At 59.9% G+C, this 25,758-nt stretch carries 23 protein-coding genes; 8 read left to right on the top strand and 15 right to left on the bottom strand.

What is annotated here, in order from left to right:
* Nucleotides 1–38 precede the first annotated feature (38 nt).
* The 8 genes from AACX99_RS08910 to AACX99_RS08875 all read right to left on the bottom strand — a co-directional run bounded on the left by AACX99_RS08910 (nt 39) and on the right by AACX99_RS08875 (nt 8,961).
* Nucleotides 39–803 (bottom strand): ABC transporter ATP-binding protein, encoded by a 765-nt coding sequence (locus AACX99_RS08910; protein ID WP_275962891.1) that lies wholly within the window; start codon nt 801–803, stop codon nt 39–41.
* An 18-nt stretch (nt 804–821) separates the two neighbouring features.
* The gene (locus AACX99_RS08905) at nt 822–1,934 is read right to left on the bottom strand and encodes a succinylglutamate desuccinylase/aspartoacylase family protein (RefSeq protein ID WP_339411099.1); all 1,113 of its coding nucleotides are present in this window, start codon (nt 1,932–1,934) and stop codon (nt 822–824) included.
* A gap of 10 nt (nt 1,935–1,944) precedes the next feature.
* Entirely contained in the window at nt 1,945–2,643 is a 699-nt protein-coding gene (locus AACX99_RS08900) for an ABC transporter permease (RefSeq protein ID WP_339411098.1), read from the bottom strand.
* Nucleotides 2,644–2,658: 15 nt separating this feature from the next.
* On the bottom strand, nt 2,659–3,348 hold the full coding sequence (locus AACX99_RS08895) for an ABC transporter permease (RefSeq protein WP_339411096.1): 690 nt from the start codon (nt 3,346–3,348) through the stop codon (nt 2,659–2,661).
* Between the two features lie 117 nt (nt 3,349–3,465).
* Nucleotides 3,466–4,245: an ABC transporter substrate-binding protein gene (locus tag AACX99_RS08890; RefSeq protein ID WP_090386602.1), complete on the bottom strand. Its 780-nt coding sequence runs from the start codon at nt 4,243–4,245 to the stop codon at nt 3,466–3,468.
* Between the two features lie 527 nt (nt 4,246–4,772).
* Nucleotides 4,773–6,728 (bottom strand): acetate--CoA ligase, encoded by a 1,956-nt coding sequence (gene acs, locus AACX99_RS08885; RefSeq protein WP_339411093.1) that lies wholly within the window; start codon nt 6,726–6,728, stop codon nt 4,773–4,775.
* A 245-nt stretch (nt 6,729–6,973) separates the two neighbouring features.
* Nucleotides 6,974–7,891 (bottom strand): DUF4824 family protein, encoded by a 918-nt coding sequence (locus tag AACX99_RS08880; RefSeq protein ID WP_339411092.1) that lies wholly within the window; start codon nt 7,889–7,891, stop codon nt 6,974–6,976.
* A complete protein-coding gene (locus AACX99_RS08875) occupies nt 7,888–8,961 on the bottom strand; it encodes a DUF2157 domain-containing protein (protein ID WP_339411091.1) in 1,074 nt (357 codons plus the stop codon). Before AACX99_RS08875 ends, AACX99_RS08880 begins: the two co-directional genes overlap by 4 nt.
* Nucleotides 8,962–9,145: 184 nt before the next feature.
* Here AACX99_RS08875 and AACX99_RS08870 point away from each other — a divergent pair, with 184 nt between their 5' ends.
* Nucleotides 9,146–9,703: a nucleoside deaminase gene (locus tag AACX99_RS08870; protein WP_339411090.1), complete on the top strand. Its 558-nt coding sequence runs from the start codon at nt 9,146–9,148 to the stop codon at nt 9,701–9,703.
* 3 nt (nt 9,704–9,706) lie between these two features.
* Here the strand turns inward: AACX99_RS08870 and AACX99_RS08865 are convergent, their stop codons facing one another.
* Nucleotides 9,707–11,260 (bottom strand): sigma-54-dependent transcriptional regulator, encoded by a 1,554-nt coding sequence (locus AACX99_RS08865; protein WP_339411088.1) that lies wholly within the window; start codon nt 11,258–11,260, stop codon nt 9,707–9,709.
* A gap of 257 nt (nt 11,261–11,517) precedes the next feature.
* Between AACX99_RS08865 and phhA the strand changes: the two genes are divergently transcribed.
* From phhA to ggpS, 6 genes are all read left to right on the top strand, one after another.
* Complete coding sequence (gene phhA / locus AACX99_RS08860) at nt 11,518–12,303, top strand: phenylalanine 4-monooxygenase (protein ID WP_339411087.1); 786 nt, start codon at nt 11,518–11,520, stop codon at nt 12,301–12,303.
* Nucleotides 12,304–12,398: 95 nt separating this feature from the next.
* Nucleotides 12,399–12,752 (top strand): 4a-hydroxytetrahydrobiopterin dehydratase, encoded by a 354-nt coding sequence (locus AACX99_RS08855; protein ID WP_339411086.1) that lies wholly within the window; start codon nt 12,399–12,401, stop codon nt 12,750–12,752.
* Nucleotides 12,749–13,945, top strand: a complete 1,197-nt coding sequence (locus AACX99_RS08850) for an amino acid aminotransferase (RefSeq protein WP_339411085.1) — start codon at nt 12,749–12,751, stop codon at nt 13,943–13,945. Before AACX99_RS08855 ends, AACX99_RS08850 begins: the two co-directional genes overlap by 4 nt.
* A 95-nt stretch (nt 13,946–14,040) precedes the next feature.
* Nucleotides 14,041–15,381, top strand: a complete 1,341-nt coding sequence (locus tag AACX99_RS08845; protein ID WP_445261847.1) for a DUF2254 domain-containing protein — start codon at nt 14,041–14,043, stop codon at nt 15,379–15,381.
* Between the two features lie 265 nt (nt 15,382–15,646).
* Nucleotides 15,647–16,933, top strand: coding sequence for an MFS transporter (locus AACX99_RS08840; protein WP_339411081.1), 1,287 nt, complete (start codon nt 15,647–15,649; stop codon nt 16,931–16,933).
* A 96-nt stretch (nt 16,934–17,029) separates the two neighbouring features.
* Nucleotides 17,030–19,300, top strand: coding sequence for a glucosylglycerol-phosphate synthase (gene ggpS, locus AACX99_RS08835; protein WP_339411079.1), 2,271 nt, complete (start codon nt 17,030–17,032; stop codon nt 19,298–19,300).
* Between the two features lie 235 nt (nt 19,301–19,535).
* On the opposite strand, the gene AACX99_RS08830 is transcribed toward ggpS, so the two are convergent.
* The 5 genes from AACX99_RS08830 to zwf form a co-directional block, all read right to left on the bottom strand.
* A complete protein-coding gene (locus AACX99_RS08830) occupies nt 19,536–19,955 on the bottom strand; it encodes a VOC family protein (protein ID WP_339411077.1) in 420 nt (139 codons plus the stop codon).
* Nucleotides 19,956–19,994: 39 nt separating this feature from the next.
* Complete coding sequence (locus AACX99_RS08825) at nt 19,995–20,414, bottom strand: YciI family protein (RefSeq protein WP_339411075.1); 420 nt, start codon at nt 20,412–20,414, stop codon at nt 19,995–19,997.
* Nucleotides 20,415–20,904: 490 nt separating this feature from the next.
* Nucleotides 20,905–21,576: a bifunctional 4-hydroxy-2-oxoglutarate aldolase/2-dehydro-3-deoxy-phosphogluconate aldolase gene (locus AACX99_RS08820; RefSeq protein WP_339411073.1), complete on the bottom strand. Its 672-nt coding sequence runs from the start codon at nt 21,574–21,576 to the stop codon at nt 20,905–20,907.
* 19 nt (nt 21,577–21,595) lie between these two features.
* Complete coding sequence (gene pgl, locus AACX99_RS08815) at nt 21,596–22,309, bottom strand: 6-phosphogluconolactonase (protein ID WP_339411071.1); 714 nt, start codon at nt 22,307–22,309, stop codon at nt 21,596–21,598.
* Complete coding sequence (zwf, locus tag AACX99_RS08810; protein WP_339411070.1) at nt 22,296–23,765, bottom strand: glucose-6-phosphate dehydrogenase; 1,470 nt, start codon at nt 23,763–23,765, stop codon at nt 22,296–22,298. The genes pgl and zwf overlap by 14 nt, the downstream gene beginning before the upstream one ends.
* A 180-nt stretch (nt 23,766–23,945) precedes the next feature.
* On the opposite strand from zwf, the gene AACX99_RS08805 reads away from it, so the two are divergent.
* On the top strand, nt 23,946–24,806 hold the full coding sequence (locus tag AACX99_RS08805; RefSeq protein WP_339411468.1) for a MurR/RpiR family transcriptional regulator: 861 nt from the start codon (nt 23,946–23,948) through the stop codon (nt 24,804–24,806).
* A 27-nt stretch (nt 24,807–24,833) separates the two neighbouring features.
* Here AACX99_RS08805 and AACX99_RS08800 read toward each other — a convergent pair whose 3' ends face one another.
* The gene (locus AACX99_RS08800) at nt 24,834–25,739 is read right to left on the bottom strand and encodes a D-hexose-6-phosphate mutarotase (RefSeq protein WP_339411069.1); all 906 of its coding nucleotides are present in this window, start codon (nt 25,737–25,739) and stop codon (nt 24,834–24,836) included.
* Nucleotides 25,740–25,758: the final 19 nt, after the last annotated feature.

The raw sequence follows: 25,758 nt of genomic DNA, 5'->3' as shown, positions 1-25,758 counted from the left end.
AAGGGCATAGCATGGATGCTTGCAGATGTTGCCGCGGGTTATTTGAGACTGCCAGAGAGGAACTGCTGCAGACGTTCGGATTGCGGATTGGCCAGCACTTCTTTCGGGCAGCCGCGCTCTTCCACCACGCCTTTATGCAGGAACACCAGCTGGTTGGAGACTTCACGGGCAAAGCCCATTTCGTGGGTGACCACGACCATGGTGCGGCCTTCCTGCGCCAGGTCCTGCATGACTTTCAGCACTTCGCCGACCAGCTCGGGGTCCAGCGCCGAAGTCGGTTCGTCAAACAGCATCACCTCAGGCTCCATGGCCAGCGCACGGGCAATCGCCACACGCTGCTGTTCACCACCGGACATATGCGCTGGGTAGGCATCTTTGCGATGGGCCACGCCAACCTTGTTCAGGTAATGCTCAGCCTTTTCCAGCGCTTCTTTCTTGCTCATGCCGAGCACGTGCACTGGGGCTTCCATGACGTTTTCCAGGGCGCTCATATGCGACCACAGGTTGAAGTGCTGAAATACCATGGACAGGCGCGAGCGCATGCGCTGCAGCTGCTTGGGATCAGCGGCTTTCAGGCCGCCATCCTTGTTGGCCACCAGTTTCAGCTCTTCGTTGTTGAGCAGAATCTTGCCGCCGTGCGGTTGTTCCAGCAGGTTGATGCAACGCAGGAAGGTGCTCTTGCCCGAGCCGCTGGAGCCGATGATGCTGATCACATCACCGGCCTTGGCCGCCAGTGATACACCCTTCAATACTTCGTGGCTGCCGTAGCGCTTGTGCAGATCCTGAACTTCAAGTTTGTACATGGTTTCCACTCTCTTGAATCAGTCGCTGAGCAAGCGACCCTGGCGAATAGGGGTACGACCAGCCACTTTGGCCAGCCACAAACCGGGCTGAGCAAAACGCAACCGCTCGCGCGCATAGAGCACACCATCTGTAACGGCACAGACAGTTGTGTGGCGATCATCCAGAGGATCGATCACTTCAAACAATGGATCGCCGGCCTTAACTTGCGCGCCCACCGGTTGCAGAAAACTCACCACCCCGGCATGCGGGGCATAGACGTATTGCGCGCCATTAAATGGCGTGGCCTCGCAGCTTTCCGCTGGCGCGGGCGGCCAGTCACCGGCAATCAGGCCCTGTTCAGCAAGGAACGCCAGAATGCTTTCGGCACTGGCTTCGGCCTCGGGTTTACCGGTATCGGCCATGCCGCCCAGCTCGACTGTTACCGCCAGACAGGCCAGCGGTACAGCGGCCTGAGGGAAATGCCGCGCCAGATGCACCCAGGGTAAGGCGCAGGCTTCATCGAATGAGCTGCCGCCGGAATCCTCGACGGTCAGCGCCGCCCCGGCCTGTAACCGCGCGGCCAACGAACGCAATTGCGGCCACTGCTGCGGCAGCAGGTACAGGTGCACCGCCGCATCAAAATCACAGTGCAGATCGAGCACCACATCTGCATCGCAGGCATGTTTAAGCAGCAGGTGCTGTAGGCCTTGTAGCTCCGATCCGGCTGGCGGCAAGGCTTCCAATGCGGCCTGCATGGCAGCGCGAATCAGCCGCACATTGCTCGGGCCGTCACTACCCAGGCAATCTTCCAGCGCTGGCGCGATGGCGGCGGCCAGGTCAAAGAAATCACGGTTGAAGTTCTTGCCGCTACCCAGCTCAAAACGGCCCTGATGGGTCGCCTGGAACATCTGCCCCAGGCCAACCGGATTGGCCACGGGAACCAGCTCGATCACCCCAGTCAGCCGCCCCTGGGCTTCCAGCTGACGCAAGCGGCGCTTGAGTTCCACCGCCACGCGCATTCCAGGCAACTCATCGGCATGCAGCGAGGCCTGGATATACGCCTTGCACGGGCCATGGCCGAAACGGAACACGCTCAAGCGGCGTTCGGTGCCGGGACAGCCCCAGGGCAGTGGATGATCAATACGCTGCATGGCCTCGCCCTCAGACCTTGCGCGGGGCTAGGTAGGCCAGCCAGCGGCGTTCAGCCAGCTTGAACAGGCGTACGAGGATAAAGGTCAGGCACAGGTAGAACAGGCCGGCAGTGATAAACGCCTCAAACGGCAGGTAGTACTGCGAGCTGACGGTACGCGCCGCACCGGTAATGTCGATCAGGGTAACGATCGACGCCAGCGAGGTGGTGTGCAGCATCATGATCACTTCGTTGCTGTACTGCGGCAGTGCGCGGCGCAGGGCCGATGGCAGCAGGATGCGCCGATACAACTTGAAACGCGACATGCCCATGGCCTTGGCTGCTTCGATCTCGCCATGGGGCGTAGCCTTCAGGCTGCCGGCAAGAATCTCCGCGCTGTAGGCGCTGGTGTTGATGGCAAACGCCAGGCAGGCGCAGAAGGTAGCGCTGGAGAAATACGGCCACAACGCACTCTCACGTACCGCCTCGAACTGGGCCAGGCCGTAATAGATGAGAAACAGCTGCACCAGCATCGGCGTGCCGCGAATCATATAGGTGTAGAGCCAGGCCGGGAAGTTGACCAGAGCCGACTTGGAGACGCGCATCAAACCCAGGGGAATGGCCAGAGCCAGGCCGCACGCCAGGGAAATCAGCAGAATTTTCAGGGTGACCAGTACACCGCCAAAGTACAGCGGCAGGTTCTGCAGAATTACGTTGTAGTCAAAAATCATCGCTGCGCTCCCCGCTTACAGATCAGCGGCTTTGATGCCGACCGAGTAACGTTTTTCCAGGTAACGCAAAGCCAGCAGCGACACGCTGGTCAGCACCAGATACAGGGCCGCAACGGCCAAGTAGAAGGTGAATGGCTCACGTGTGGCATCGGCAGCACTTTTCGCCTTGAACATCATGTCCTGCAGACCGACCACGGAAATCAGCGCGGTGGCCTTGGTCAACACCAACCAGTTGTTGGTGAACCCAGGAATGGCGAAGCGAATCATCTGCGGCACCAGGATGCGGAAGAACACCTGCATGCCACTCATACCGTAAGCCGCACCGGCTTCGGCCTGACCCTTGGGGATGGCCATAAAGGCGCCACGAAAGGTCTCCGACAGGTAAGCACCAAAGATAAAACCCATGGTGAACACGCCGGCAATAAAGGGGTTGATATCGATGTAGTCGTCATAGCCGAGCATCGGCGCAAGACGGTTAACCATGTCCTGACCGCCGTAGAAGATCAGCAGGATCAGCACCAGGTCGGGAATCCCGCGGATGACCGTGGCGTAGGTTTCACCCAGCAGCGCCAGCCACTTGATCGGCGACAGGCGAAACGCCGCACCCAGCAAACCCAACACGATGGCCACTGCCATCGACGTCAGCGCCAGAATCAGGGTGAGCCAGGCACCCTCTAGAATGGTCGAGCCGTAGCCGTTGAGCATGCTCTGCTTACCTCATGCAAACGCCGGGCGGCGCCTGGGGTACAACGGAAAAGTGGCGCAAGCTTCAGGTTATAGCCAGCTGCGCCACTTTCAGTGAAAGCGACTAAGCGAACTCAATCAGTCGCCGTAGACGTTGAAGTCGAAGTACTTGTCTTGCAGTTCCTTGTACTTACCGTTGGCGCGAATGGCATCAATGGCGTTGCTGATCTTGTCCGCCAGTTCCTTGTCGCCCTTGCGCACGGCGATACCGGCGCCATGGCCGTAGTACTTCTCTTGGGTAAAGTCCGGGCCTACCAGGGCGAAGCCTTTGCCGGCGTCAGTCTTGATAAAGCCTTCGTCGATATTGACCACGTCGGCCAGGGTCGCGTCGATACGGCCGGAAGCCAGATCAAGGAAAGCTTCGTTCTGCGAGCTATAACGCACGACTTCAACGCCTGCTGGCTCGAACTCATCGCTGGCATGACGGTCGTAAATCGACGAGCGCTGCACACCGACTTTCTTGCCCTTGAGGTCGACCAGCGGATCGTTGATCACGGTGCCGGCCTTCATCGCCAGCTTGCCTGGAGTGTGGTAGTACTTCTTGGTGAAATCGACCGACTTCAAGCGGTCTTCGGTGATGCTCATGGACGACAGTACGGCGTCGAACTTGCGTACTTTCAGGGCTGGGATCAGGCCGTCGAATTCCTGTTCGATCCATTTGCATTCCACTTTCATCTCTTCGCACAGGGCGACGCCGATGTCGTAGTCAAAACCACTGATGGCACCTTCAGGGGTTTTGAAAGCGAACGGCGGGTAAGCCGCTTCGATACCGATACGCAGAGGCTTGGCCTCTTCAGCCATGGCCAGCGGCGACAGCATGGACAGCGCCAGTGCGCCGAGAAGTGCAATCTTCTTCATTTTGTGACTCCTTCGAATGGGAATGGCATCGGTTGGCAGAGATTGTTCGGGTATGCATCCAGCCTTGCATGAATTGTAGTGAGTCACCGCCAAGCTGCGCGCTGCGCATAAGCCGGACGGTCCCAGCCGGGTGAGCGGCATTCTAGCGACAGCTCGAAAGTCGATATTTCTTCAATGCGACAAGTAATTACAAAAGGCCCGGACGGGTATAGCGAGGATATTGACAGCCCCTGAATTTTATGCAGAGACAGAAAAGACAGTTAACCATTGGTTAAAGCAATTAACGCGCCCAGTTTCAATCAGGCCTTTATTTTCGCGGCCTGGTGAACTTTTTTATTTTCACAGCAGCCCAGAGCAATGCGCCATCCTGGCGCAAAACGTTCCCGCACACCCCATAAAAGTGCGCGTTGTTACGCCCGAGTGACAGGCTAATACCCAGATGAAAATCGATAATGCCGCAAAAAGCACAACGCCCTGCCCGGCTTGTGGCCGAAACAGGGCGTTGCTTACAGGCGGTTCAACCGAAGTCAGGCAGCCTGCATCTCGCGGTGAGTGTCGATAAGGTGCTGCACCACGCCAGGATCGGCCAGCGTGGAGATGTCGCCGAGAGCATCGTATTCGGCGGTGGCGATCTTGCGCAGGATACGGCGCATGATCTTGCCCGAACGGGTTTTCGGCAGGCCAGGAGCCCACTGAATCACATCCGGTGAGGCAATCGGGCCGATTTCCTTGCGCACCCAGTTTTTCAACTCCTGGCGCAATTGTTCGGACGGCTGCTCGCCACCATTCAAGGTGACGTAGACATAGATGCCCTGCCCTTTGAGATCGTGCGGCACGCCAACCACGGCGGCCTCGGCGACTTTCGGGTGAGCAACCATGGCGCTTTCGATCTCGGCGGTCCCCATGCGGTGGCCGGAGACGTTGAGTACATCGTCAACGCGACCGGTAATCCAGTAGTAACCGTCTTCGTCGCGGCGAGCACCGTCACCGGTGAAATACATGCCTTTGAAGGTCTTGAAGTAGGTGTCGACAAAGCGGTCGTGATCGCCATACAGGCTGCGTGCCTGCCCTGGCCAGGAATCGATGATTACCAAGTTGCCCTCAGCGGCCCCTTCAACCAGATTGCCCAGGTTATCCACCAACGCCGGCTGCACGCCGAAGAACGGCCGGGTCGCCGAACCTGGTTTTAGCGCGGTAGCACCCGGAAGCGGGCTGATCAGAATGCCGCCGGTTTCGGTCTGCCACCAGGTATCGACAATCGGGCAGCGCTCCTGGCCGACGGTTTTGTAGTACCAGGTCCAGGCTTCCGGGTTGATCGGCTCACCGACCGAGCCGAGCAGGCGCAGGCTGGAACCATCGGCACCGGCCACCGCGGCATTGCCCTGAGCCATCATGGCGCGGATCGCCGTCGGTGCGGTGTAGAGGATATTGACCTTGTGTTTGTCGATGATCTTCGACACACGGGTGATATCTGGATAATTCGGGATGCCCTCGAACAGCAGCGTGGTCGCGCCATTGGCCAGCGGACCGTAGACGATATAGCTGTGGCCGGTGACCCAGCCGACGTCGGCGGTGCACCAGTAGATATCGCCCGGTTTGTAGTCGAAAACCCGCTCATGGGTCAGCGCCGCATACAGCAGGTAGCCGGCAGTGGTGTGCTGCACGCCTTTTGGCTTGCCGGTGGAGCCGGAGGTGTAGAGGATAAACAGCGCTTCCTCGGCGCCCATTTCCTTCGGCGCGCAATGGCTGGAAGCCACGGCCATCAGGTCTTCGTACCAGATGTCGCGGTGCTGGTTCCACTTGATCGGGCTACCGGTGCGCTTGCAGACGATGACCTTCTGGATGCTCGCGGTTTCCGGATTGGTCAGGGCGTCGTCGACGTTGGCTTTCAGCGGGGTTTTCTTGCCGCCGCGCAGGCCTTCATCGGCGGTGATCACCACCTTGGACTGGCAGTCGATGATGCGCCCTGCCAGGGCTTCCGGGGAGAAGCCGCCGAACACTACCGAGTGAATAGCGCCGATACGGGTGCAGGCCAGCATCGCCACCACCGCCTGGGGAATCATCGGCATATAGATGGTCACCACATCGCCGCGGTGCACGTCCTGGCCACGCAGGGCATTGGCGAACTTGCAGACTTGCTCGTGCAGCTGGCGGTAGGTGATTTCCTCGTGCTCGGACGGGTCATCGCCTTCCCAGATGATTGCCACCTGATCGCCACGCTCTTCCAGGTGACGATCCAGGCAGTTATAGGAAACGTTGAGGGTGCCGTCGGCAAACCATTTGATATCGACGTGGTGATCGTCGAAGGAGGTCTGTTTGACCTTGGTGAACGGCTTGATCCAGTCCAGGCGCTGAGCCTGCTCACGCCAGAAACCGTCAGGGTTGATCACCGACTGCTGGTACATGGCTTTATAGGCGGCCTCATCAGTCAGCGACTGGGCCGCCACCTCAGGGCGCACGGGATACAAGGACGCAGCACTCATCAGAAACACCTCGGTGGGTAGTTGTTGTTCTATGGGCCATTTTGTAGCCAGGCCCCCACCTTTGAGCCATTCGACCATGGTCTTAACGCTCTACGACCCTGGCTGCAGAGGTAAATCGCACGCAAAAAAAAGGCGGTCATCTGACCGCCTACCCAAATCATTCCGGGACAGGAATGGAGAAACGCTTGCATCCAAACCACGCAGGATTGGAACGCCACCACTTTCGCCCAACATAGCGCGCCGTGCTATTGCACCTTGGTCGTAGGCTGCGGCGCGCTCGCCCCTCTGGCACTTAAATCAACAAACCAGGGTTCCAACCGCCTACCGAAGGCAACGTCGGCACTGAATAGCTTCTGATCACTCAGGTAATCAACAGCGGACTGCTCGCCCTGCTGCGGCAGGCTGTCAAAGGTCGCATGCCAGCGCTGCGGCAGATTGAGGCTGTGTAATCCCGGCGTGTCGGCTGAGCCGCCGAGCTGCCAGGTCCAGCGCTGGTCATCCGGGCGCGGGTCATCGCCCTCGCCCGCCCAATCAATCGCCACACTGCTGACTTGTGCCTCGATAATACTGCGCACAATGGCGTAACGCGTGCGATCGGGATAACGCGTGCGTAAGGCCTGCTGATCCAGCCCAACATCCACCGCCAGCAGCCGACTGGCACGTCGTTGCTCGTAGTCCAGCGCATTAGCGGCATGCTGAGCCGCCTCACGCAGCTCCTGGCTATCCGGTACAGCCTTATACACACGCAGCGCTTCGGCATGGGCGCCGCGTAACATGGACACCTCACGCTGATACGCCGGACCATCGAGCTCCAACACCAGCAGCGCATCGCGGTCCAGCTGGCGGCGATAGCGCCGCACCGTTTGCTCATTTAATTCAGCGGGCACATGGAAGCCCAATTCCGCCATTTTCTCGGCACTGATCGACAGGTAGTAGTGATCATCAGCCGCCTGGCTCGGCCAGCGGTAATCCAGGCGCAGCGCCAGGCTGCTGTTGTCCTTTCGCCAATAGGCATAAGTCGCGGCCAGCTCGCGTTCGGACAGTTGCAGACGGCTTTCCTCTGGTGGCTGACGATTCCAGGCAACGCTCGCCAGGACAATGGCGTTGACCACGCCAATCAGCGTCAGGCCGGCAATCAGATAACGCGCACGCACCCCGTTCATTGCGCACCTCCGAGCAAGCCATGACGGTTACGCAAGCGCCGCAGAACCAGCAGAATCAGCACTGCACTTAAACCAAGTACCAGGAAGAACAGGTACTTGGGCATGCTCTCCCACCACCAGTCGAACAGCTTGGTGTAGAGGAAAACCACAAAGAAACTCAGACCGGTGTTCACTACATCCGCCCACTCGCGACGTACACCCAGCCAGATCACCAGAGCCGCGAGGATAAAGCCGCCAATCTGGTAGGCATTCTCGATGTACTCGGGCGGATAATCGAAGTAACTGCCGGCACCCCAATGCGACAACACCAGCACCGGGACAAATACCCCAAGCAGGCCAAATACCCGATAGATCACGGCAAAACCGTCAAAACGGCGCTGATCAATCAGCAGCGGCAGCGCGAAAACCAGCAGCGCCGGCAGGATAAAGTTCTCCGGCCGCTGGGCAAAACCCAGCCAGTAGATACCATCCCAGCTACCGATGCGTGCCGCAGCAAAGGCCAGCAAACAACTCAGCCCGGCCGCCAGCAGCAGGCGCGCCCCACAGGCGTAGGCCAGCAACAGCGCGTAGAGCGCCCAGGGCAGCAAGGCGTTGTTCGACGGGGTGATATTGAAGATCTGCCCGAGCATGACGATGTTCAGCACAAAACAGGTAAAGGCCACCAACGCCGCCAGCTTGCTGAAGTAACCCGAGCTATCGAGGCGCTGCACCCACAACGTCAAGCCGAACGAGGCGATGCTCGCTGCCAGCAGGATCGCCACTTGGCTCTGCGTGCCGAACAGCCCCCAGAACTGGTAGAACAGAAAAAACACACTGGCCGCCAACGCCAGCGCGCCGAGAAACGAGGCAATGCGCATGCCCAGCGAGAGTTGCCGGGCCTGGATGTCGTGATCAATATCGAAGGCCGCCAGATAGCTGTTGAGCAATTGCTGCTGGTGGCCGTGCAGGCTGGCGCGCTGGCCATCACTCAGGTTTAACACCTGCTCGGCCTCAAGGCGCGCCAATTCGCGGTTGAAAACGCCGATATCATCGGCACGTTGCTGGGCATCACTGCGGCTTATGTTGGGCATGGCAATCCTTGCTGCTGGTCCATCAGGTCATGGGCTAATTCAGCACACTCTAGCGCTAAAGTTTCGGCCATGGGCTGACCCAGTAGAAGCTTTCAGCCTTCGCGACTAAAGCCTCGCCTACAAACAATACGCGCCTGACTAAACTGCAGCTGCCCGACGCACCACTCAACCCATGGAAACACCGATGAACGAGCACCATGCAGCCTTGCTGCAACATGCCCCGCACAGCCAATCATCCACCGACACCTGGGCCAGGCTTTGCTGTGAACAGGCGCTGCTAGCAGTGGAGCAAGGCTGTTATGGCGTAGGGGCGGTGTTGGTTAATCAGAACCAGGAGCTGCTGTGCAGCGCGCGCAATCAGGTATTTGTCGATGGACACTACAACAGCGCCGCTCACGCCGAAATGTTGCTCCTCGACCAACTGGAAGCTGAGCATTCAGAGCAGGACCGCAGCGTCCTCACCCTCTACGTCAGCCTGCAACCTTGCCTGATGTGTTACGGCCGCATCCTGCTGGCAGGCATCACCCGGGTGCGTTACCTGGCCCAGGACAAACCCGGCGGCTTTAACGGCAAGCACCTGCCCGCAGCCTGGGCCGAATTGGCCGCACGCACCTCAGTGTGCCAAGCCGATGTGAACCACTACTGGATCAACCTGGCTGAGCAGGCAATCAGCATGCGGCAAGACCGGCAGGCACTGCGCGAGCGTGTGGTGGCTGCCTGGCGTGGTGCGCCACAGGCTTGAAACCTAATCCTTACCCAACCCATGCTGACGCAACTTGTTGGCAATCGTGGTGTGCGACACCCCGAGGCGCTTGCCCAATTGCCGGCTGCTCGGGTGGTCATGGAACAGGCGCTCCAGCACAGCTTTTTCAAAGCGCCCGAGAATCTCATCCAGGCCGCCCTCCACCGAGAACTCGCCCAATGGCTGCGGCGCGCCGTAGTCCGGCAGGCGGATATGTTCGCCCTTGACTACCCCGCCGTCGCACAGCGAAACCGCCTGAAACAGCACGTTCTCCAACTGACGCACATTACCCGGCCAGTGGTAGTGACCAAGCTTATCCAGCACCTGTGGCGCGAGTTTGGGCAGCGAGCAGCCAATCTGCCGGCTGGCCTGATCGAGAAAATGCTCCACCAGCGGCGGCAAGCCATCCAGGCATTCGCGCAGCGGTGGGATATGCAGGCTGAGTACGTTGAGACGGTGATAAAGGTCCTGACGGAACTCGCCCTTGGCGCACAGCTCGGACAGATCGACCTGGGTGGCGCAAATCACCCGCACATCCAGATACACCTCCTCGTCGCTGCCGACCCGACGGAAGCAGCCGTCCTGCAGAAAACGCAGCAGTTTGGCCTGCAGACGCGGACTCATTTCGCCCACCCCATCGAGAAACAGCGTGCCGCCAGCGGTCAGCTCCAACAAACCGAGCTTGCCTTCCGGCCGCGCACCTTCGAAGGCTCCGGGGCCGTAGCCGAACAGCTCGGTTTCTGCCATGGATTCCGGCAAACCGGCGCAGTTCAGCGCCATAAACGGCGACTGCCCACGCGGGCTAGCCAGGTGGCAGGCGCGCGCCAGCAGCTCTTTGCCGGTGCCGGTTTCACCCTCGATCAGCAATGGTGCATCCAGGGGGGCCATACGCCGCGCTTCGCGTACCACGGCGGCCATTACCTTGGAGCTCTGAAAGATCGAATCGAAGCCACGCAGTTCCTGTTTGCGCACGTTGTAGATGCGCTCGCCCACCCGGTCCGCCCGATGCAGGGTCAATACTGCGCCGGCCATGGCATCACTCTCCTCATGCTCGGTTTGCAGCGGCGCGATATCGGCGAGAAACACATCGCCCTTGACCTTGACCCGCAGGCCGTTGATCCGCGACTTATTGGCGCGCACCAGCTCGGGAAGGTCGAAGTCCTCGGCGTAACGCGACAGCGGAATCCCCGGTACTTCATCCACCCGCACGCCCAGGAGCTGCGCGGCGCTGCGGTTGGCTGCAACGATGCTGCCGCCCATATCGATCGACAGCACCGGGAAATCCAGCGCGCCGAGCAGCGCATTCAACTCCAGATGGCGACGTTCGCTGGGCATCAGGCCGACGCGCTTGACGCCGAACACCCCGGAAATTGCCTCGAACTTGGGCCGTAGTGACTGGAACTGCAGATTGATCAGGTTCGGGCAGTGCAGATAGATCGCATTGCCCTGCTCACCACCGACTTCGCCACGGGCGACGTTGATGCCGTATTCGACCAACAGGTTGAGGATGTCGCGCAGGATGCCAATTCGGTTCTGGCAGTGGACTTTGATACGCATGGCAGGGCTCTGATCAGGCTTTTTATAGGCCGCACGGCGTAGGAATCGACGCTGGCGACAGATTATCCGTCAAGAATATGTGACAGATTAGCGCGACAGCAAGACGATAGTTCGCCGCACCGCCGAACACGTAACCAATTCTTTACGAAATAGCTGCCCTTTCCTCCTCTATCAGGCTCAGCCATGGGCTGCATAACCGCATTAGCTGGCGTATTTCTGAGTCAAATAAAACAACAAAGCCCCAGCAGGAGGCAGTGATGAAGAGCACGCAATACCTGGCGCGCGAACCAGATGACAGTGGCTTTATCCATTACCCGGAGGTTGAGCATCAGGTGTGGAATACCCTGATCACTCGCCAACTCAAGGTGATCGATGGCCGCGCCTGCCAGGAATACCTGGACGGTATCGAACAGCTCGGCCTGCCCCATGAGCGTATTCCGCAACTTGGTGAGATCAACCGGGTACTCGAAACCACTACCGGTTGGCGCGTAGCGCGGGTGCCGGCGCTGATTCCGTTTCAGACCTTCTTCGAACTGCTGGCCAGCAAGCAATTTCCGGTGGCGACTTTTATTCGCACGCCTGAGGAACTGGACTACCTGCAGGAGCCGGACATCTTCCACGAGATCTTTGGCCACTGTCCGCTGCTGACCAACCCCTGGTTCGCTGAATTCACCCACACCTACGGCAAGCTCGGCCTGGCCGCCAGCAAGGAAGAGCGCGTGTACCTGGCGCGCCTTTACTGGCTGACCATCGAGTTCGGCCTGGTCGACACCAGCCAGGGTCAGCGCATCTACGGCGGTGGCATCCTCTCCTCGCCGAAAGAAACCCTCTACTGCCTGTCCGATACGCCGCAGCACTTGGCTTTCGATCCAATTGAGGCCATGCGCACGCCTTACCGTATCGACATTCTGCAGCCGCTGTACTTTGTCCTGCCCGAGCTCAAGCGTCTGTTCGAACTGGCTCATGAAGACATCATGACCATGGTCCAGCAAGCCATGCGCATGGGCCTGCATGCGCCGAAGTTTCCGCCGAAAGCGGCCTAAACTGGACATTCCGCCAGGCGCGTCCAGCACTGACTCAGACGGTGGACAAGCTGCGCATGTCCACCCAACAAAATTTTATATTCAGGAGCCTCTCCATGTCCCTTGCCCAAGCCCAATGCGAAGCTTGCCGCGCCGATGCGCCAAAAGTCAGCGATGAGGAGCTGGCCGTGCTGATTCGTGAAATCCCGGACTGGAATATCGAAGTGCGTGGCGACCATATGGAGCTGGAGCGGGTTTACCTGTTCAAGAATTTCCGCCACGCCCTGGCCTTTACCAACGCCGTCGGCGCCATCGCCGAGGAAGTCGGCCACCACCCAGCACTGCTCACCGAATGGGGCAAGGTCACCGTGACCTGGTGGAGCCATGAGATGCGCGGCCTGCACCGCAACGACTTCATCATGGCCGCACGTACCGATGTGCTGGCTGCAGGTGCCGAGGGCCGCAAGTGAGCCATTTCCACAGCATCGACCGCGTACCGGGCGACCCGATTCTCGGCCTGATGGACGCCTACCGCGCCGACCGCAACCCAGCCAAGCTCGACCTCGGCGTGGGTGTGTACAAGGACGCTCAAGGCCTGACCCCAATTCCGCGCGCGGTAAAGCTCGCCGAACAGCGACTGGTGGAAAGCGAAACCACCAAGAGTTATATCGGCGGCCATGGCGACCCACTGTTTGGCAGCCTGCTCAGCCAGCTTGTGCTGGGTGTGGACAGCCCGCTGCTAGCCGAACGAGCTGGTGCCACCCAGACACCTGGCGGCACCGGTGCGCTGCGCCTGTGCGCGGACTTTATCGCCCAGTGCCTGCCGGGCCGTGGTATCTGGCTGAGTGACCCAACCTGGCCGATCCACGAAAGCATCTTTGCTGCCGCTGGCCTACGCGTCGGCCATTACCCCTATGTCGGCGCGGACAACCAGCTGAATGTCGAGGCGATGATTGCCGCCCTCACCCATGTGCCCAAAGGTGATGTGGTGCTGCTGCACGCCTGCTGCCACAACCCCACCGGCTTCGACCTCACCCCGCGTGACTGGAAGCGTGTACTGGAGGTGGTTAAGGCACGCGAACTGCTGCCGCTGATCGACTTCGCCTACCAAGGTTTCGGCGATGGGCTAGAGCAAGACGCCTTTGCCGTGCGCCTATTTGCCGCCGAGCTGCCCGAGCTGCTGATCACCAGTTCCTGCTCGAAGAATTTTGGCCTTTACCGAGAGCGCACTGGCGCGCTAATCGTCTGCGCCGAGACTGCGGAGAAACTGCTGGATGTGCGCAGCCAGTTGGCCTTTATCGCGCGCAATCTATGGTCCACGCCACCGGCCCACGGCGCGGCAATAGTCGCTAGCATCCTCGCGGACAGTGAGCTGCGCAGTCTCTGGACCAACGAACTGGACACCATGCGCCAACGCGTCGCCAACCTGCGCGCAGGCCTGGTCGAAGCTTTGCAACCATACGGCCTGAGTGAACGTTTTGCGCATATAGCGGTGCAGCGCGGCATGTTCTCCTACACCGGCCTCAGCCCAACCCAGGTGCAACACCTACGCGATGAGTTCAGTGTCTACTTGGTCGGCTCTGGCCGGGCCAATATGGCCGGGCTCGACGCCGAGCGCCTGGACCAACTGGCCAGCGCTATTTCGCGCGTTTGTAGCGCCTGACGCACACCTGAGCCCCCGCTGCGGCTGCGCCGGGGCTCAGGTAGCGGCATGTGCTGTCAAGCTTGCTATAGTCGCAGCACGCCCATCGCACCGAGATGCCCGTGCCCCGCTTATTGAACTCCACCTTCCGCTTGTACCAGCGCATCTTGCACAGCCTGGCCCTCTATCCGACCCTGATTGCTGCGGGCTTCGTCCTCTTGTGCCTACTGAGCATGAGCATCGAATATCAGCCGTGGATGATGTCGCTCAAAGACAAGATTGATGTCGGCCTGGTGCGCAATGCCGACAATGCCCGCTTGATACTCGGAGCACTGGTCGGCGGCATCCTATCGTTGATGGTGTTCAGCTTCTCGATGGTCATGGTGGTGCTCAACAATGCCGCAGCTGCGCTGTCACCGCGCGTAGTGCCTGGCCTGATAAGCGATAGGAGCCATCAGAAAACCCTGGGGTTCTACCTCGGCACCATCCTCTTTTCGCTGCTGCTGATCACCACGATTGAACTGGACAACTCAACCCATGTACCCAGCCTCGGGGTATTGATGGCATTGGTGATGGGCGTCGCCTGCCTCGGCCTGTTTGTGCATTTCATTCACTCGATTTCCCGCTCGATTCAGGTGGAGTACATTCTCAACAACCTGTACCACACCACCCTGGCCAAACTCGCCTCACGCGAAAACAAGCTGGCCACAGTCGACAACCTGCCCAGCTGGCCAGATGACCAAAACTGGCAGGAAGTCTGCGCCCAGCGCAACGGCTATTTCAAAGAGCTCAACGTCAGTACGATCAACAGAATCTTGTGCAAGCACGACCTGCGCATGACCGTGATGATCCACCGCGGATTCTTTGTGATGAGCGGCCGACCGCTATTCAAACTCGACCGCGAGGTTGATTCGAATATCACCGATGCGCTGCTCGACTGCTTCGATTTCTTTCTCGAAGAATACGCCCATACCCACTACCTATTTGGCTGCACACAGATGTCGGAAATCGCCGTCAAGGCGCTCAGCCCCGGCATCAACGACCCGGGCACGGCGATTACCGCCATCGACCTGCTCAGCGTGCTGTTCAGCAAGCGCCTGGCTTTGCCGGACTTGGATGTCACCTTGGCGGACGATGGCCTGCCTCGCCTGCTGCATTACGAACTCTCGCTGGATGAGTTACTGCAACTGGTGTTTGGCCCCATTCGCCACTACGGTTGCAGCGATGTAAGTGTGCTGCTCTGTTTGCTGCAGGCCTTCAAGAACCTGCTCTACCAGCCGCTACGTGCCGCGCAGAAAACCGATTTGCTGCGGCATGTGCGCAGCGTGCAGGAAACTGCCGATCAGCACCTGAGCAACAGCCGTGATCGCCAAGCTATCAATCAGGTACTGGAACGGATCAACCAGACTGCTGCAACTCAGGAGCCTATCGCACTGATTGCCATAACGTGCGCGTAGAACGGCACCAGGCATGCCTCGGCCGGTTTGTTAGAACCCTGGTCAGCAGCGCGGCAAAAAGCTCGGTATTGGTGGCGAACAGTATTGGTGCAAGACGGCCTTTCCAGCGCCCCATGCGCCCGCACGGGCGATGCATGAAAAAATCAAAATACCGTTTATCTATAAAAATAATCTTTTAAAAACAATAACTTAACCATGATTACGGTTAAGCATTGGCACCTTTCATGCTTGCACTCAGCGTCATAGTTCCCTAGGGTAGGTCGCCATGTGGTCCCTGATTGCCCCTATCAGCTCGTTGCTCGGTGGGGTTGCTTTACTCCTCCTCGGCAATGGCCTGCTCAACACCTTACTGACTCTGCGTGGCGTGGCCGAAGGCTACTCCACTTCGATGCTCGGCCTAATTATGTCCGGGTACTTCGTCGGTTTTCTCCTTGGCACCTGGCTGGCGATTCCGCTGGTCCGCCGCGTTGGGCATATCCGTGCGTTTGCCTTTTGCGCCGCCCTTGCCGCCATTGCCGCCTTGCTGCATGTGTTGATCATTAACCCCTGGGTCTGGCTGGGTCTGCGCGTGCTCTACGGCCTGGCGCTGGTCAGCCTGTATATGGTGATCGAGAGTTGGCTTAACGCTCAGGTGCCCAACGACAAACGTGGTCAGGTGTTTGCCGTGTATATGGCGGTCAACCTCGGTGCCCTAGCAGCCGCGCAACAGCTTCTCAACCTGGCGTCGCCGAGCGACTTCGTGCTGTTCGTCCTCGCCGCCATGCTGATCAGCGCAGCCTTGATGCCCATCACCCTGACTCGGCAAGTCCAGCCCAGCGTGCCGGACACCCTGCACACCAACCTGCGCCAGATCGCCGGTATTGCTCCGTTGGCGCTGGCCGCTGCCGGCCTATCCGGTCTGGCCCTCGGCGCGTTCTGGGGTATGGCGCCGGTGTACGCAGCTCTGAACGGTTTCGACGCCACTGGCGTAGGTTTGCTGATGAGTAGCACGATTCTTGGCGGCGCCTTGCTGCAATGGCCGATTGGCATTTACTCGGACAAACACGACCGCCGTCTGGTGCTGTTCTGGGTCGTAGCCCTGGCAGTGTTGGTCGCCGTACTGATGAGCCTGCTGCCGGCCGGTCGTCTGCTGCTAGGGCTGATGTTTATCTGGGGCGGTTTGGCTTTTGCCATCTACCCCATCGCCGTGGCGCAGCTGATCGACCAATTGCACAGCGATGAAATTCTCGCGGGTTCCAGCAGCCTGCTGATGGTCAATGGCATCGGTTCGGTATGCGGCCCACTGCTCGCCGGCCTGCTGATGCAGCACCTCGGCGCCCAGGCGCTGCCGCTGTATTTCGCCACCACTCTCGGCCTGCTTGCGGCGTACACGCTGTACCGCCTGCGCCATGTTAGCGACCTGGTCAGCGCGCCGGCCGGGCACTTTATGCCCATGCTGCGTACCAGCCACACGGTGCTTGAGCTAATGCCCGATGCACCGCCAACAGATACCTCAAACACAACTGACTCACATGAGGACCCGCCCAACCCGGCGCCGCAGACGCCAGGGTAAACCAAGAGGCGAACGCCACACGGCGTCACCGCCCATAGCTCGTCGGCTTTTGTCGGCGCGTCACTGCACCCACTTAACTGGACAGGAAGACAGCGCATGTTACTTGCCACCGATCTCGATGGAACCTTTCTCGGCGGCGATCCCAAGGATCGCCTCAGCCTCTATCAAACCATCGCCGCCCACCCAGAAATCCGCCTGGCCTATGTCACCGGGCGCAGCCTGGAGTCGGTCTTGCCACTGCTGGCAGACCCGACTCTGCCACAACCGGACTTCATCATCTCCGACGTTGGTGCCAGCCTGGTGCACGGCGACACCCTGCAACCCATCCAGCCACTGCAAAGCACGGTTGACGCGCTTTGGCCCGGCGACAACCAGGTCGCCAGCGCCCTTGAACACTTTGCCCTGGAGCGTCAGGACGTACCACAGGTGCGCCGCTGTTCCTACTTCTGCAGCCCCGAGCAAGCCGCCAATCCTGAGTTGCTGAAAGCCGCAGAAAGTCTTGGCTGCGACCTCCTTTACTCGGCCGAACTGTACTTGGACTTCCTGCCCAAAGGCGTTAACAAAGGCAGCAGCTTGCAAGCGCTGGTCGACTGGCTGGAGCTGGACAATGACCAAGTGCTGACCGCTGGTGACACCCTGAATGACCTCTCCATGCTTAGCGGCCAGTTCAAGGGCGTCTGCGTAGGCGCGTCCGAAGATGGACTGCTACAGGCCACCCGGCAGTATTCGCGGGTATTTCATGCCGAGCGCGCCGGTTGCGGCGGCATTCTTGAAGCCTTTGTGCACTTTGGCTTTCTCGGTAAACAGGGCATCGCCGCCGAAGGCAAGCAAGTCGCCGAGCCAGGCAAAGCCGATCTGGTGATGGTTTATCACCGCCTGCCCTATGAAGAATTTCGTGGCGCCGATGGCAAGCTGCAGCGCCGCCGCCCAACTTCACCCAACGGCATTATCCCGACCCTGCTGAGCTTTTTTGGCGATGGCCGTGCCGGCTCCTGGGTGGCCTGGGCTGAACATGACGAAAACAGCGGCGAAACCTTCGACAGCCACACCACCGTCGATGCCGAACGTTACCCGAAGCTGACTGCCGCACGGGTGGCGCTGAGTAAGGAAGAAGTCGACATCTTCTACAAGCGTTTCTCCAAAGAAGCCTTCTGGCCAACGCTGCACACCTTCTGGGAGCGCGCGCAGTTCCGTGAGGACGATTGGCAGGTGTTCCTCACCGTAAACCGCGCCTTTGCCGAACGCACTGCACTGGAGGCGGCAGAAGGCGCTACGGTGTGGCTGCATGACTACAATCTGTGGATGGTCCCCGGCTACCTGCGCGAGCTGCGTCCGGACTTGCGCATCGCCTTCTTCCATCACACCTACTTCCCCTCGGCAGATGTCTTCAACGTGCTGCCCTGGCGTCGGCAGATCATCGGCAGCCTGCTGCAGTGCGACTACATCGGCTTTCATATCCCCCGTCAGGTGGAAAACTTTGTCGATGCCGCGCGCGGCGTGATGCCGCTGCAAACCGTCAGCCGGCAGAACTGCGCACCACGCTTTATCACCTATGGCTGCGCCGTAGGCCTGGAACGCATGACCACCGCCGTGGACACCGGCACTCGTGTGGTCAAGCTCGGCGCCCACCCGGTAGGTCTGGATATCGAGCGGGTACGCAACGCCCTGGCTGCGCCAAAAATCAAAGAAATGATGGAACGCCTGCGTGCCGAACTGAGTGGCGTCAGACTGATTCTCTCGGTGGAACGCCTCGACTACACCAAAGGCATTCTGGAAAAGCTCAACGCCTACGAACGTCTGCTAGAAGAAAACCCGGAACTATTAGGCAAGGTCACCCTGGTTACCATCTGCGTACCGGCGGCCAAGGAAATGACCGTTTATGATGAGCTGCAAGGGCAAATCGAGCAGGCCGTGGGGCGCATCAATGGCCGTTTCGCCCGCATCGGCTGGACGCCGCTGCAGTTCTTCTTTCGCAGCCTGCCGTTCGAGGAAGTCAGCGCCTGGTACGCCATGGCCGACGTGATGTGGATTACCCCGCTACGCGACGGCCTCAACCTGGTGGCCAAGGAGTTCGTTGCCGTCCAGGGACTGCTCGGCGGCAGTGGCGTATTGGTACTTTCAGAGTTCGCCGGGGCCGCAGCCGAGCTCAAAGGGGCCCTGCTAACCAACCCCCATGACCCCATGGATCTGGCGCAAACCTGTTATGTGGCGCTAAACACGCCCAAGGCCGAAGCTCAGGCGCGCTTGCGTGAATTGTTCGATATCGTCAGTTACAACGATATCCGCCGCTGGGGCGATGAATTTCTCACGGCCGTGAGCGGCGATCCCCAGGAACAACTGGACCGTGTTCTCGGGCTGGTCGGCTAGCGAGGGTATGCACAGGGTGGATTGAGCCGTGCCCGCTCCCGGCGGGCTACCGCATTCACTCCCTCGATGGGATTGCGCCCGACGACTGCGCTATCGGCTGATGCGCAGTCAGTTGTGGAGCAACCCATCGGATAAGCCAAGCCATTTTCGCTTGGTAGGTTACGTGGCGCGCGCATCACGCAGTAACAACAGCCAGCGTCTCTGCGCCACTAACCCACCCTACAAAAGCGCTCTGCTAGCCCATCTGAGCATCAATGTCGCAGTTAATCATCCAGCCAACGCCAAAGCTGTCGGTGAACATGGCAAAGCGGGTTGCCCAGAAGGTCGGTTGCAGCTCCATCTGTACCGAACCTCCAGCCGAAAGCGCTTTATATAGGCGCTCGGCCTCCGGCACGTTCTCCACCTGCAGAGACACCGAACAGCCTTTGATGCCCTCATACGGCATACCCGGGAAAGTGTCAGACGCCATCAGCAACTGATCACCGACGCTCAAACAAACGTGCATCACACGGTCGTGATACTCCTCCGGCACATTGCCGGCTTCCGGGCTATCACCCATGCGCATCAACTCCAATTCGCCGCCCAAGCAGTCGGCGTAGAACTTGAAAGCAGCCTCACATTGGCCATCAAAGGTTAAATAGGTATGGATCTTCATCTGCACTCTCCTTAGTACTCGGTTGGTCGTTTTGGGTTTTTATGATTCTAGCCGCGCGCGCAGACGTTCTTCCTGCTCACGTAACTCAGGGGTGAATTCATCACCGAAATCCTCGGCCTCGAAAACCTGCCGGATCTCAATTTCACTATCGCCGGGCATCGGATTCGGGCAACGCTTGACCCATTCAATACACTCGGCCAGCGACGCCACTTCCCATAGCCAAAAACCGGCGATCAGCTCCTTGGTCTCGATAAATGGCCCATCGGTAACGCTGCGCTGGCTGCCGGAAAATTTTACTCGCGCGCCTTTGCTGCTCGGTTGCAGGCCTTCACCGGCGAGCATCACGCCCGCGTCAACCAGCTCCTCGTTGAAACGTCCCATTGCCGCCATCAGCTCTTCGCTGGGCATAATGCCGGCTTCAGAATCTGCAGTTGCCTTGACTATCACCATAAAACGCATCGCCTTTCTCCTTGTTCGGCTCGGTAAACCGCACGCAGGGTGCGCTATACGCGCCCTACTGCAGACAACGAACCCAAGATAGGGTTCTAAACCATAGTCGAGCGAGCGAGGGGCGAATCGACAGGCGCAGGAAAATTTTTTAATTGAGGTGCAGCGCTACTTTCGCCGCAGAGGAAAACGAGTGCCGATCAGCTGATCGCTCCACCAGGCAGCGAAGGGCCATGACTAGACTCCCATGTCGTCAGCCCTATTCTTGGAGACTCAGGATGATCAGCAATAGCCCCTGCTCCGGCATAGGCAGAGGGCGCTACGGGTGTGGGCAAATATCCATGAGCAATGGAGCACGGACGCCGTGCGAGGCGTCGCGCCCCCGACATGATGCGCTGCCGCAAGTGACTGCCTGATCGCGCAGCAATTATCAAGGGGGACGTTTCAACGCAAGGTTAAGCGAGATCAGGCCGCGCGACGGGTTGCCTCACGACCTCCTAGCTCAGCCCAGCAACTGCAAGGCTTCGCTGCTGCATTGCTGAATACGCGCCCAGTCGCCGCTGCTGACCCACTCGCTGTCAAACATCCAGGTACCGCCGACACACATCACGTTATTTAACGCCATATAGCGCTGCACATTGCCTGGGTTAATGCCGCCAGTGGGGCAGAATTTCGCTTCACCGAAGGGCCCGCTCAAGGCCTTGAGCGCCGCGGTGCCGCCGCAAACTTCTGCGGGGAACAGCTTGAAACGGCGGTAGCCAAGGGCATACCCGAGCATGATGTCGGAGGCGCTGCCAGTACCGGGCAACAGCGGCACCTCGACCTCCAAGCCGGCCTTTAGCAACTCGGTGGTCGAGCCCGGGGTAACGATAAATTGCGCGCCGGCCTCAAGCGCCGCATCGAGCATCTGCCGATCCAGCACCGTACCTGCACCCACGCACAATTCGGGGCGCTGTTCGCGCAGCAGTCGAATAGCCGTGAGGCCATGGGCCGAGCGCAGGGTGATTTCCAGCACCGTCAGGCCACCAGCGGCCAGGGCATCGGCCAGCGGCAGAATATCCGCCTCGCGGGCGATGGTAATCACCGGCATGATCCGCGCCCGGGCGCAGATGCTGTCGATCTGAGCGATCTTCTTGGCCATGCTGGCCTGTTGATTAGTCTCGTTGTTGGTCATATCGGCTGGTCCTTCGGGCCTAAGGGCACCAGTAAATCTCGAGGGGGGAATGCAGCAAGGCGCGGATCGGCATGCTGGTTACATCACCACCTGCCAGGGCCGCACGCAGCGTAGCCAGCTTGTCCTGGCCCTGAATCGCCAGTAATGACAGGCGCGCAGCGCTCAGCAGCGGCAGAGTCAAGCTCAAACGCTCAACCGGCTCGCTGGGGGCCTGCATCGGCAAGACTCGACGCGGGCAATCGAGCTGTAGAGCCAGCTTCAGATTGGGGCTGTTGGGGAACAGCGAAGCGGTATGGCCGTCGTCGCCCATGCCGAGCACCAGCACATCAATCGGCGGCAGCTCGACCAGGGACGCATCAGCCAGCTCAGCGGCCTGCTGCAGGCTGCTCGCCACTCGATACAAACCGAGAAAGCGCGCTTCGGCAGCCGGGCCGCGAAGCAGATGCCGGCGCACCAAACCCTCATTACTGCTGGCGTGATTGATCGGTACCCAGCGCTCGTCTGCCAGGCTGATCGTCACCTTGTGCCAGTGCAGCGGTTGCTGCGCCATGGCCTCGAAGAAGGCGATCGGGCTGCGCCCGCCGGACACTACCAGGGTCGCCTGGCCGCGGCTTTCAATCGCAATCCGCAGCGCCTCGGCCACGGCGATGGCCTGGGCCTCAGCCAAGGCCTGGGGGGTTGCGTAAGTGCGGGCAAACACGCCCGGCGGTAGTTCAAGATCAGAGATCGCCATACCAGCTCCTCCCGTCACGGGTGATCAGTGCAATCGAGCCCATCGGCCCCCAGGAGCCTGCTGCATAGGGCTTGGGCGCGTCGCCCAGGCGCTTCCAGCCGGCGATCAGTTGATCGCACCACTGCCAGGCGTGCTCGATCTCGTCTTTGCGCACAAACAGGTTCTGGTTGCCGCGCATCACTTCCAGCAGTAGCCGCTCGTAGGCATCGGGTATCCGGGCACTGCGGTAGGTGTCGGAGAAATTCAATTGCAGGGGGCCGCTACGCAGTTGCATGCCCTTGTCCAGCCCCTGGTCCTTGGTCATCACCTGCAGGGCGATGCCCTCGTCCGGCTGCAGACGGATGATCAGCTTGTTGCCGATCAACTGGCGCTGCTCCGGGTCGAATATGTAGTGCGGCGGCGTCTTGAAGTGGATAACGATCTGCGACATTTTCTGCGCCATACGCTTGCCGGTGCGCAGGTAGAACGGCACGCCAGCCCAACGCCAGTTGCGGATATCGGCGCGCAGGGCAACGAAGGTTTCGGTGTCGCTGCGGGTGTTGGAGTTCTCTTCTTCCAGATAGCCCGGTACCGCCTTGCCATCGCTGCTGCCGGCCACGTACTGGCCGCGCACCACCTGCTGGCTAAGCTGCTCTCCGGTGATCGGAGCCAGGGCCTTGAGCACCTTGACCTTTTCGTCGCGGATGCTGTCGGCAGAAAGGTCGCTGGGCGGGTCCATGGCGATCAGGCAAAGCAGCTGCAGCAGATGGTTCTGAATCATGTCGCGCAGCTGGCCGGCTTTGTCGAAGTAGCCCCAGCGACCTTCTATACCGACCTTCTCTGCCACGGTGATTTCCACGTGGGAAATATGGTTCTGGTTCCACTGGGTTTCGAACAAGCTGTTGGCAAAACGCAAGGCAATCAGGTTCTGCACCGTCTCCTTACCCAGGTAATGGTCGATGCGGTAGATGCGGGTTTCCGGGAAGTACTGCGCCACTGCGTCGTTGACCTCTCGGGACGAAGCCAGATCGTGGCCAATAGGCTTTTCCAGCACGGCGCGGGTGCGCTCGGCCAGGCCGACCTGCGCCAAGTTAGCGCAGATGCCGCCATATACCGAAGCCGGCGTGGCGAAGTAGGCGATTAGCCGCTCGCTGTTGCCGACGTTTTCGGCCAGCAGCTGGTAGTCGTCGACCTTGAGGAAATCCATGTGCAGGTAGCTCAGGCGCGCCTGGAAACGCTGCAACACAGCGTCGTCTACCTCGGCGGCCGGAACATGGCGGCGCAGGTGTTGTTCGATGTGCTGTAGATACTGCTGCGCCTCGCCAGCTTCACGGGCCAGGGCGAGAATCTGCGTATCGGCGTGCAGCAGCCCGGCCCGATCCAACTGATAAAGCGCCGGGAACAGCTTGCGCAGCGCCAGATCGCCCAAGGCTCCGAACAAGGCAAACGTACAAGATTCCACGGCTATCGAAGGCATAATGTTTGTTCTTTTATCAATTTAAATTAGAAATACGCGTTTTTGCGGATTTAATCAAGGCAATATGTAGTAATAAAACAACATTACCCTAACTCCCACTCCGCAGTGGTCGTCGTCAGGTCCAATCAGTACGATAGGCAAGCAAATTCAGTAAAGGTTTAAGGAATCAACATGGATCGCGTGCGCAATCTACTGGAGCAGATCCAGGGTCGACTCGACAGCCTGAACAAGGCCGAACGCAAGGTCGCCGAAGTGATCCTGCAGGGGCCGCAACAGGCTACCCGCCTAAGCATTGCCGCCCTCGCCCAGGCCGCTCAGGTCAGTGAACCGACGGTCAACCGCTTTTGCCGCTCCTTCGGCGTCAGCGGCTACCCCGAACTGAAGATGCAATTGGCGCAGAGCCTGGCCAGTGGCGCGGCCTATGTCAGCCGCGCCGTGGAAGCCGACGACACCCCACAAGCCTATACCCGCAAGATCTTCGGCAGTGCCATCGCCTCCCTGGACAGTACCTGCCAATCCCTCGATCCACAGATGATCAGCCGCGCTGTCGACCTGATGATCCAGGCCCGACAGATCCATTTTTTCGGCCTCGGTGCTTCGGCTTCGGTGGCCCTGGACGCGCAGCACAAGTTCTTCCGCTTCAACCTGGCAGTCACCGCGCATGCCGACGTGCTGATGCAACGCATGCTGGCCTCGGTGGCCCACACCGGCGATCTGTTCGTGATCATTTCCTACACCGGACGTACGCGCGAACTGGTGGAGGTCGCGCGCCTGGCCCGGGAAAACGGCGCCTCGGTACTTGGTCTCACGGCCGCCGGCTCGCCCCTGGCTCAGGCCAGCACCCTAAGCCTGGACATCCCACTACCCGAGGACACCGATATTTATATGCCGATGACCTCGCGGATCATCCAACTCACCGTGCTCGACGTTCTCGCCACCGGTATGACCCTGCGCCGCGGTGTGGACTTCCAGCCACACCTGCGCAAGATCAAGGAAAGCCTTAACGCCAGCCGCTATCCGGCGGACGAAGAACCGCTGTAATTTGCCAGGCGCCGTATAAGTCCCTCGTCAACCCAGCCGTGCCTGCAACGCCAATATCGCCTCCTCACCCGGTTTAAGGATCAGGCTATCTGCGCCGCAACAGGCAGCCTGCACACTGAGAAAACCCAGCGCCTCGTTCCAGCCAACATCGGTCAGGGGGCGACTGCCGGGATGCCAGACCACGCTGTTGGCAGCACCCTGGGTATCGATCAGTAAGCTGCGTTGCCAGGCCAGATCCTGCAGCTGCAAAAGCCCGCCATGGCGAAAGATCCGGTGACAGCCATCCTCGACCCGTAATGCGCCTTGCTGCTGACAGTCAGCGCGCCTGAGCAGGTCGTGACCGTGAGCCCCCTCCAGGCCGAGCACCGTCACCCGTACCACATCGCTGATGCGCCAGTAGGCATGCAGAGCATGACTCAATTTGCAGGGCTCGCTGTCCTGATGGCTGCTGCGCAGGCGCAGACTCATGCACTCGCCCAGATCGGCCTCCAGGATCACCTGCCAGTCACATAGCTGCAATTGCCAGCGCAGGCACACGCCCTGCTCGTCCACCGTGCAATCCAGCAGCTCCCACTCGCTTAGTCGTGCCCAGCCATGGGATGGCCAGCCACTCTCGCCAGGATGTCGAGCAAACCAGGGCCAGCACACAGGCACGCCACCGCGGATCGCACCGCCGCGTTGCCAGTGGCTGGCGCACCAAAGCCAGGCACGCTGACCATGCGGCTGGAAGTGCAAAAGCTGACCGCCCTGGCGACTGAATGCCGCCTGAAAACGCGGATGCTCGATCAACAGCAACTCGCGCTCCTGATGGGTTACCCAGCGCAGGACTTGCCCGCCACACGCCCCAAACAGGCCGGTCAGGGGGTGCTCTGCAACAGCCCCCGCTCGACCTGTGGCGAGTGCCGACAGACACCGTTGCTTAACCGGCAGCATGCAACCACCCCAGCCTCAC

The sequence above is a fragment of the Pseudomonas sp. EA_35y_Pfl2_R5 genome (assembly GCF_963970805.1).
GTDB lineage: Bacteria > Pseudomonadota > Gammaproteobacteria > Pseudomonadales > Pseudomonadaceae > Aquipseudomonas.
Note: the sequence above shows the minus strand (reverse complement) of the source record. Positions and strands in the feature narration are given on the sequence as shown.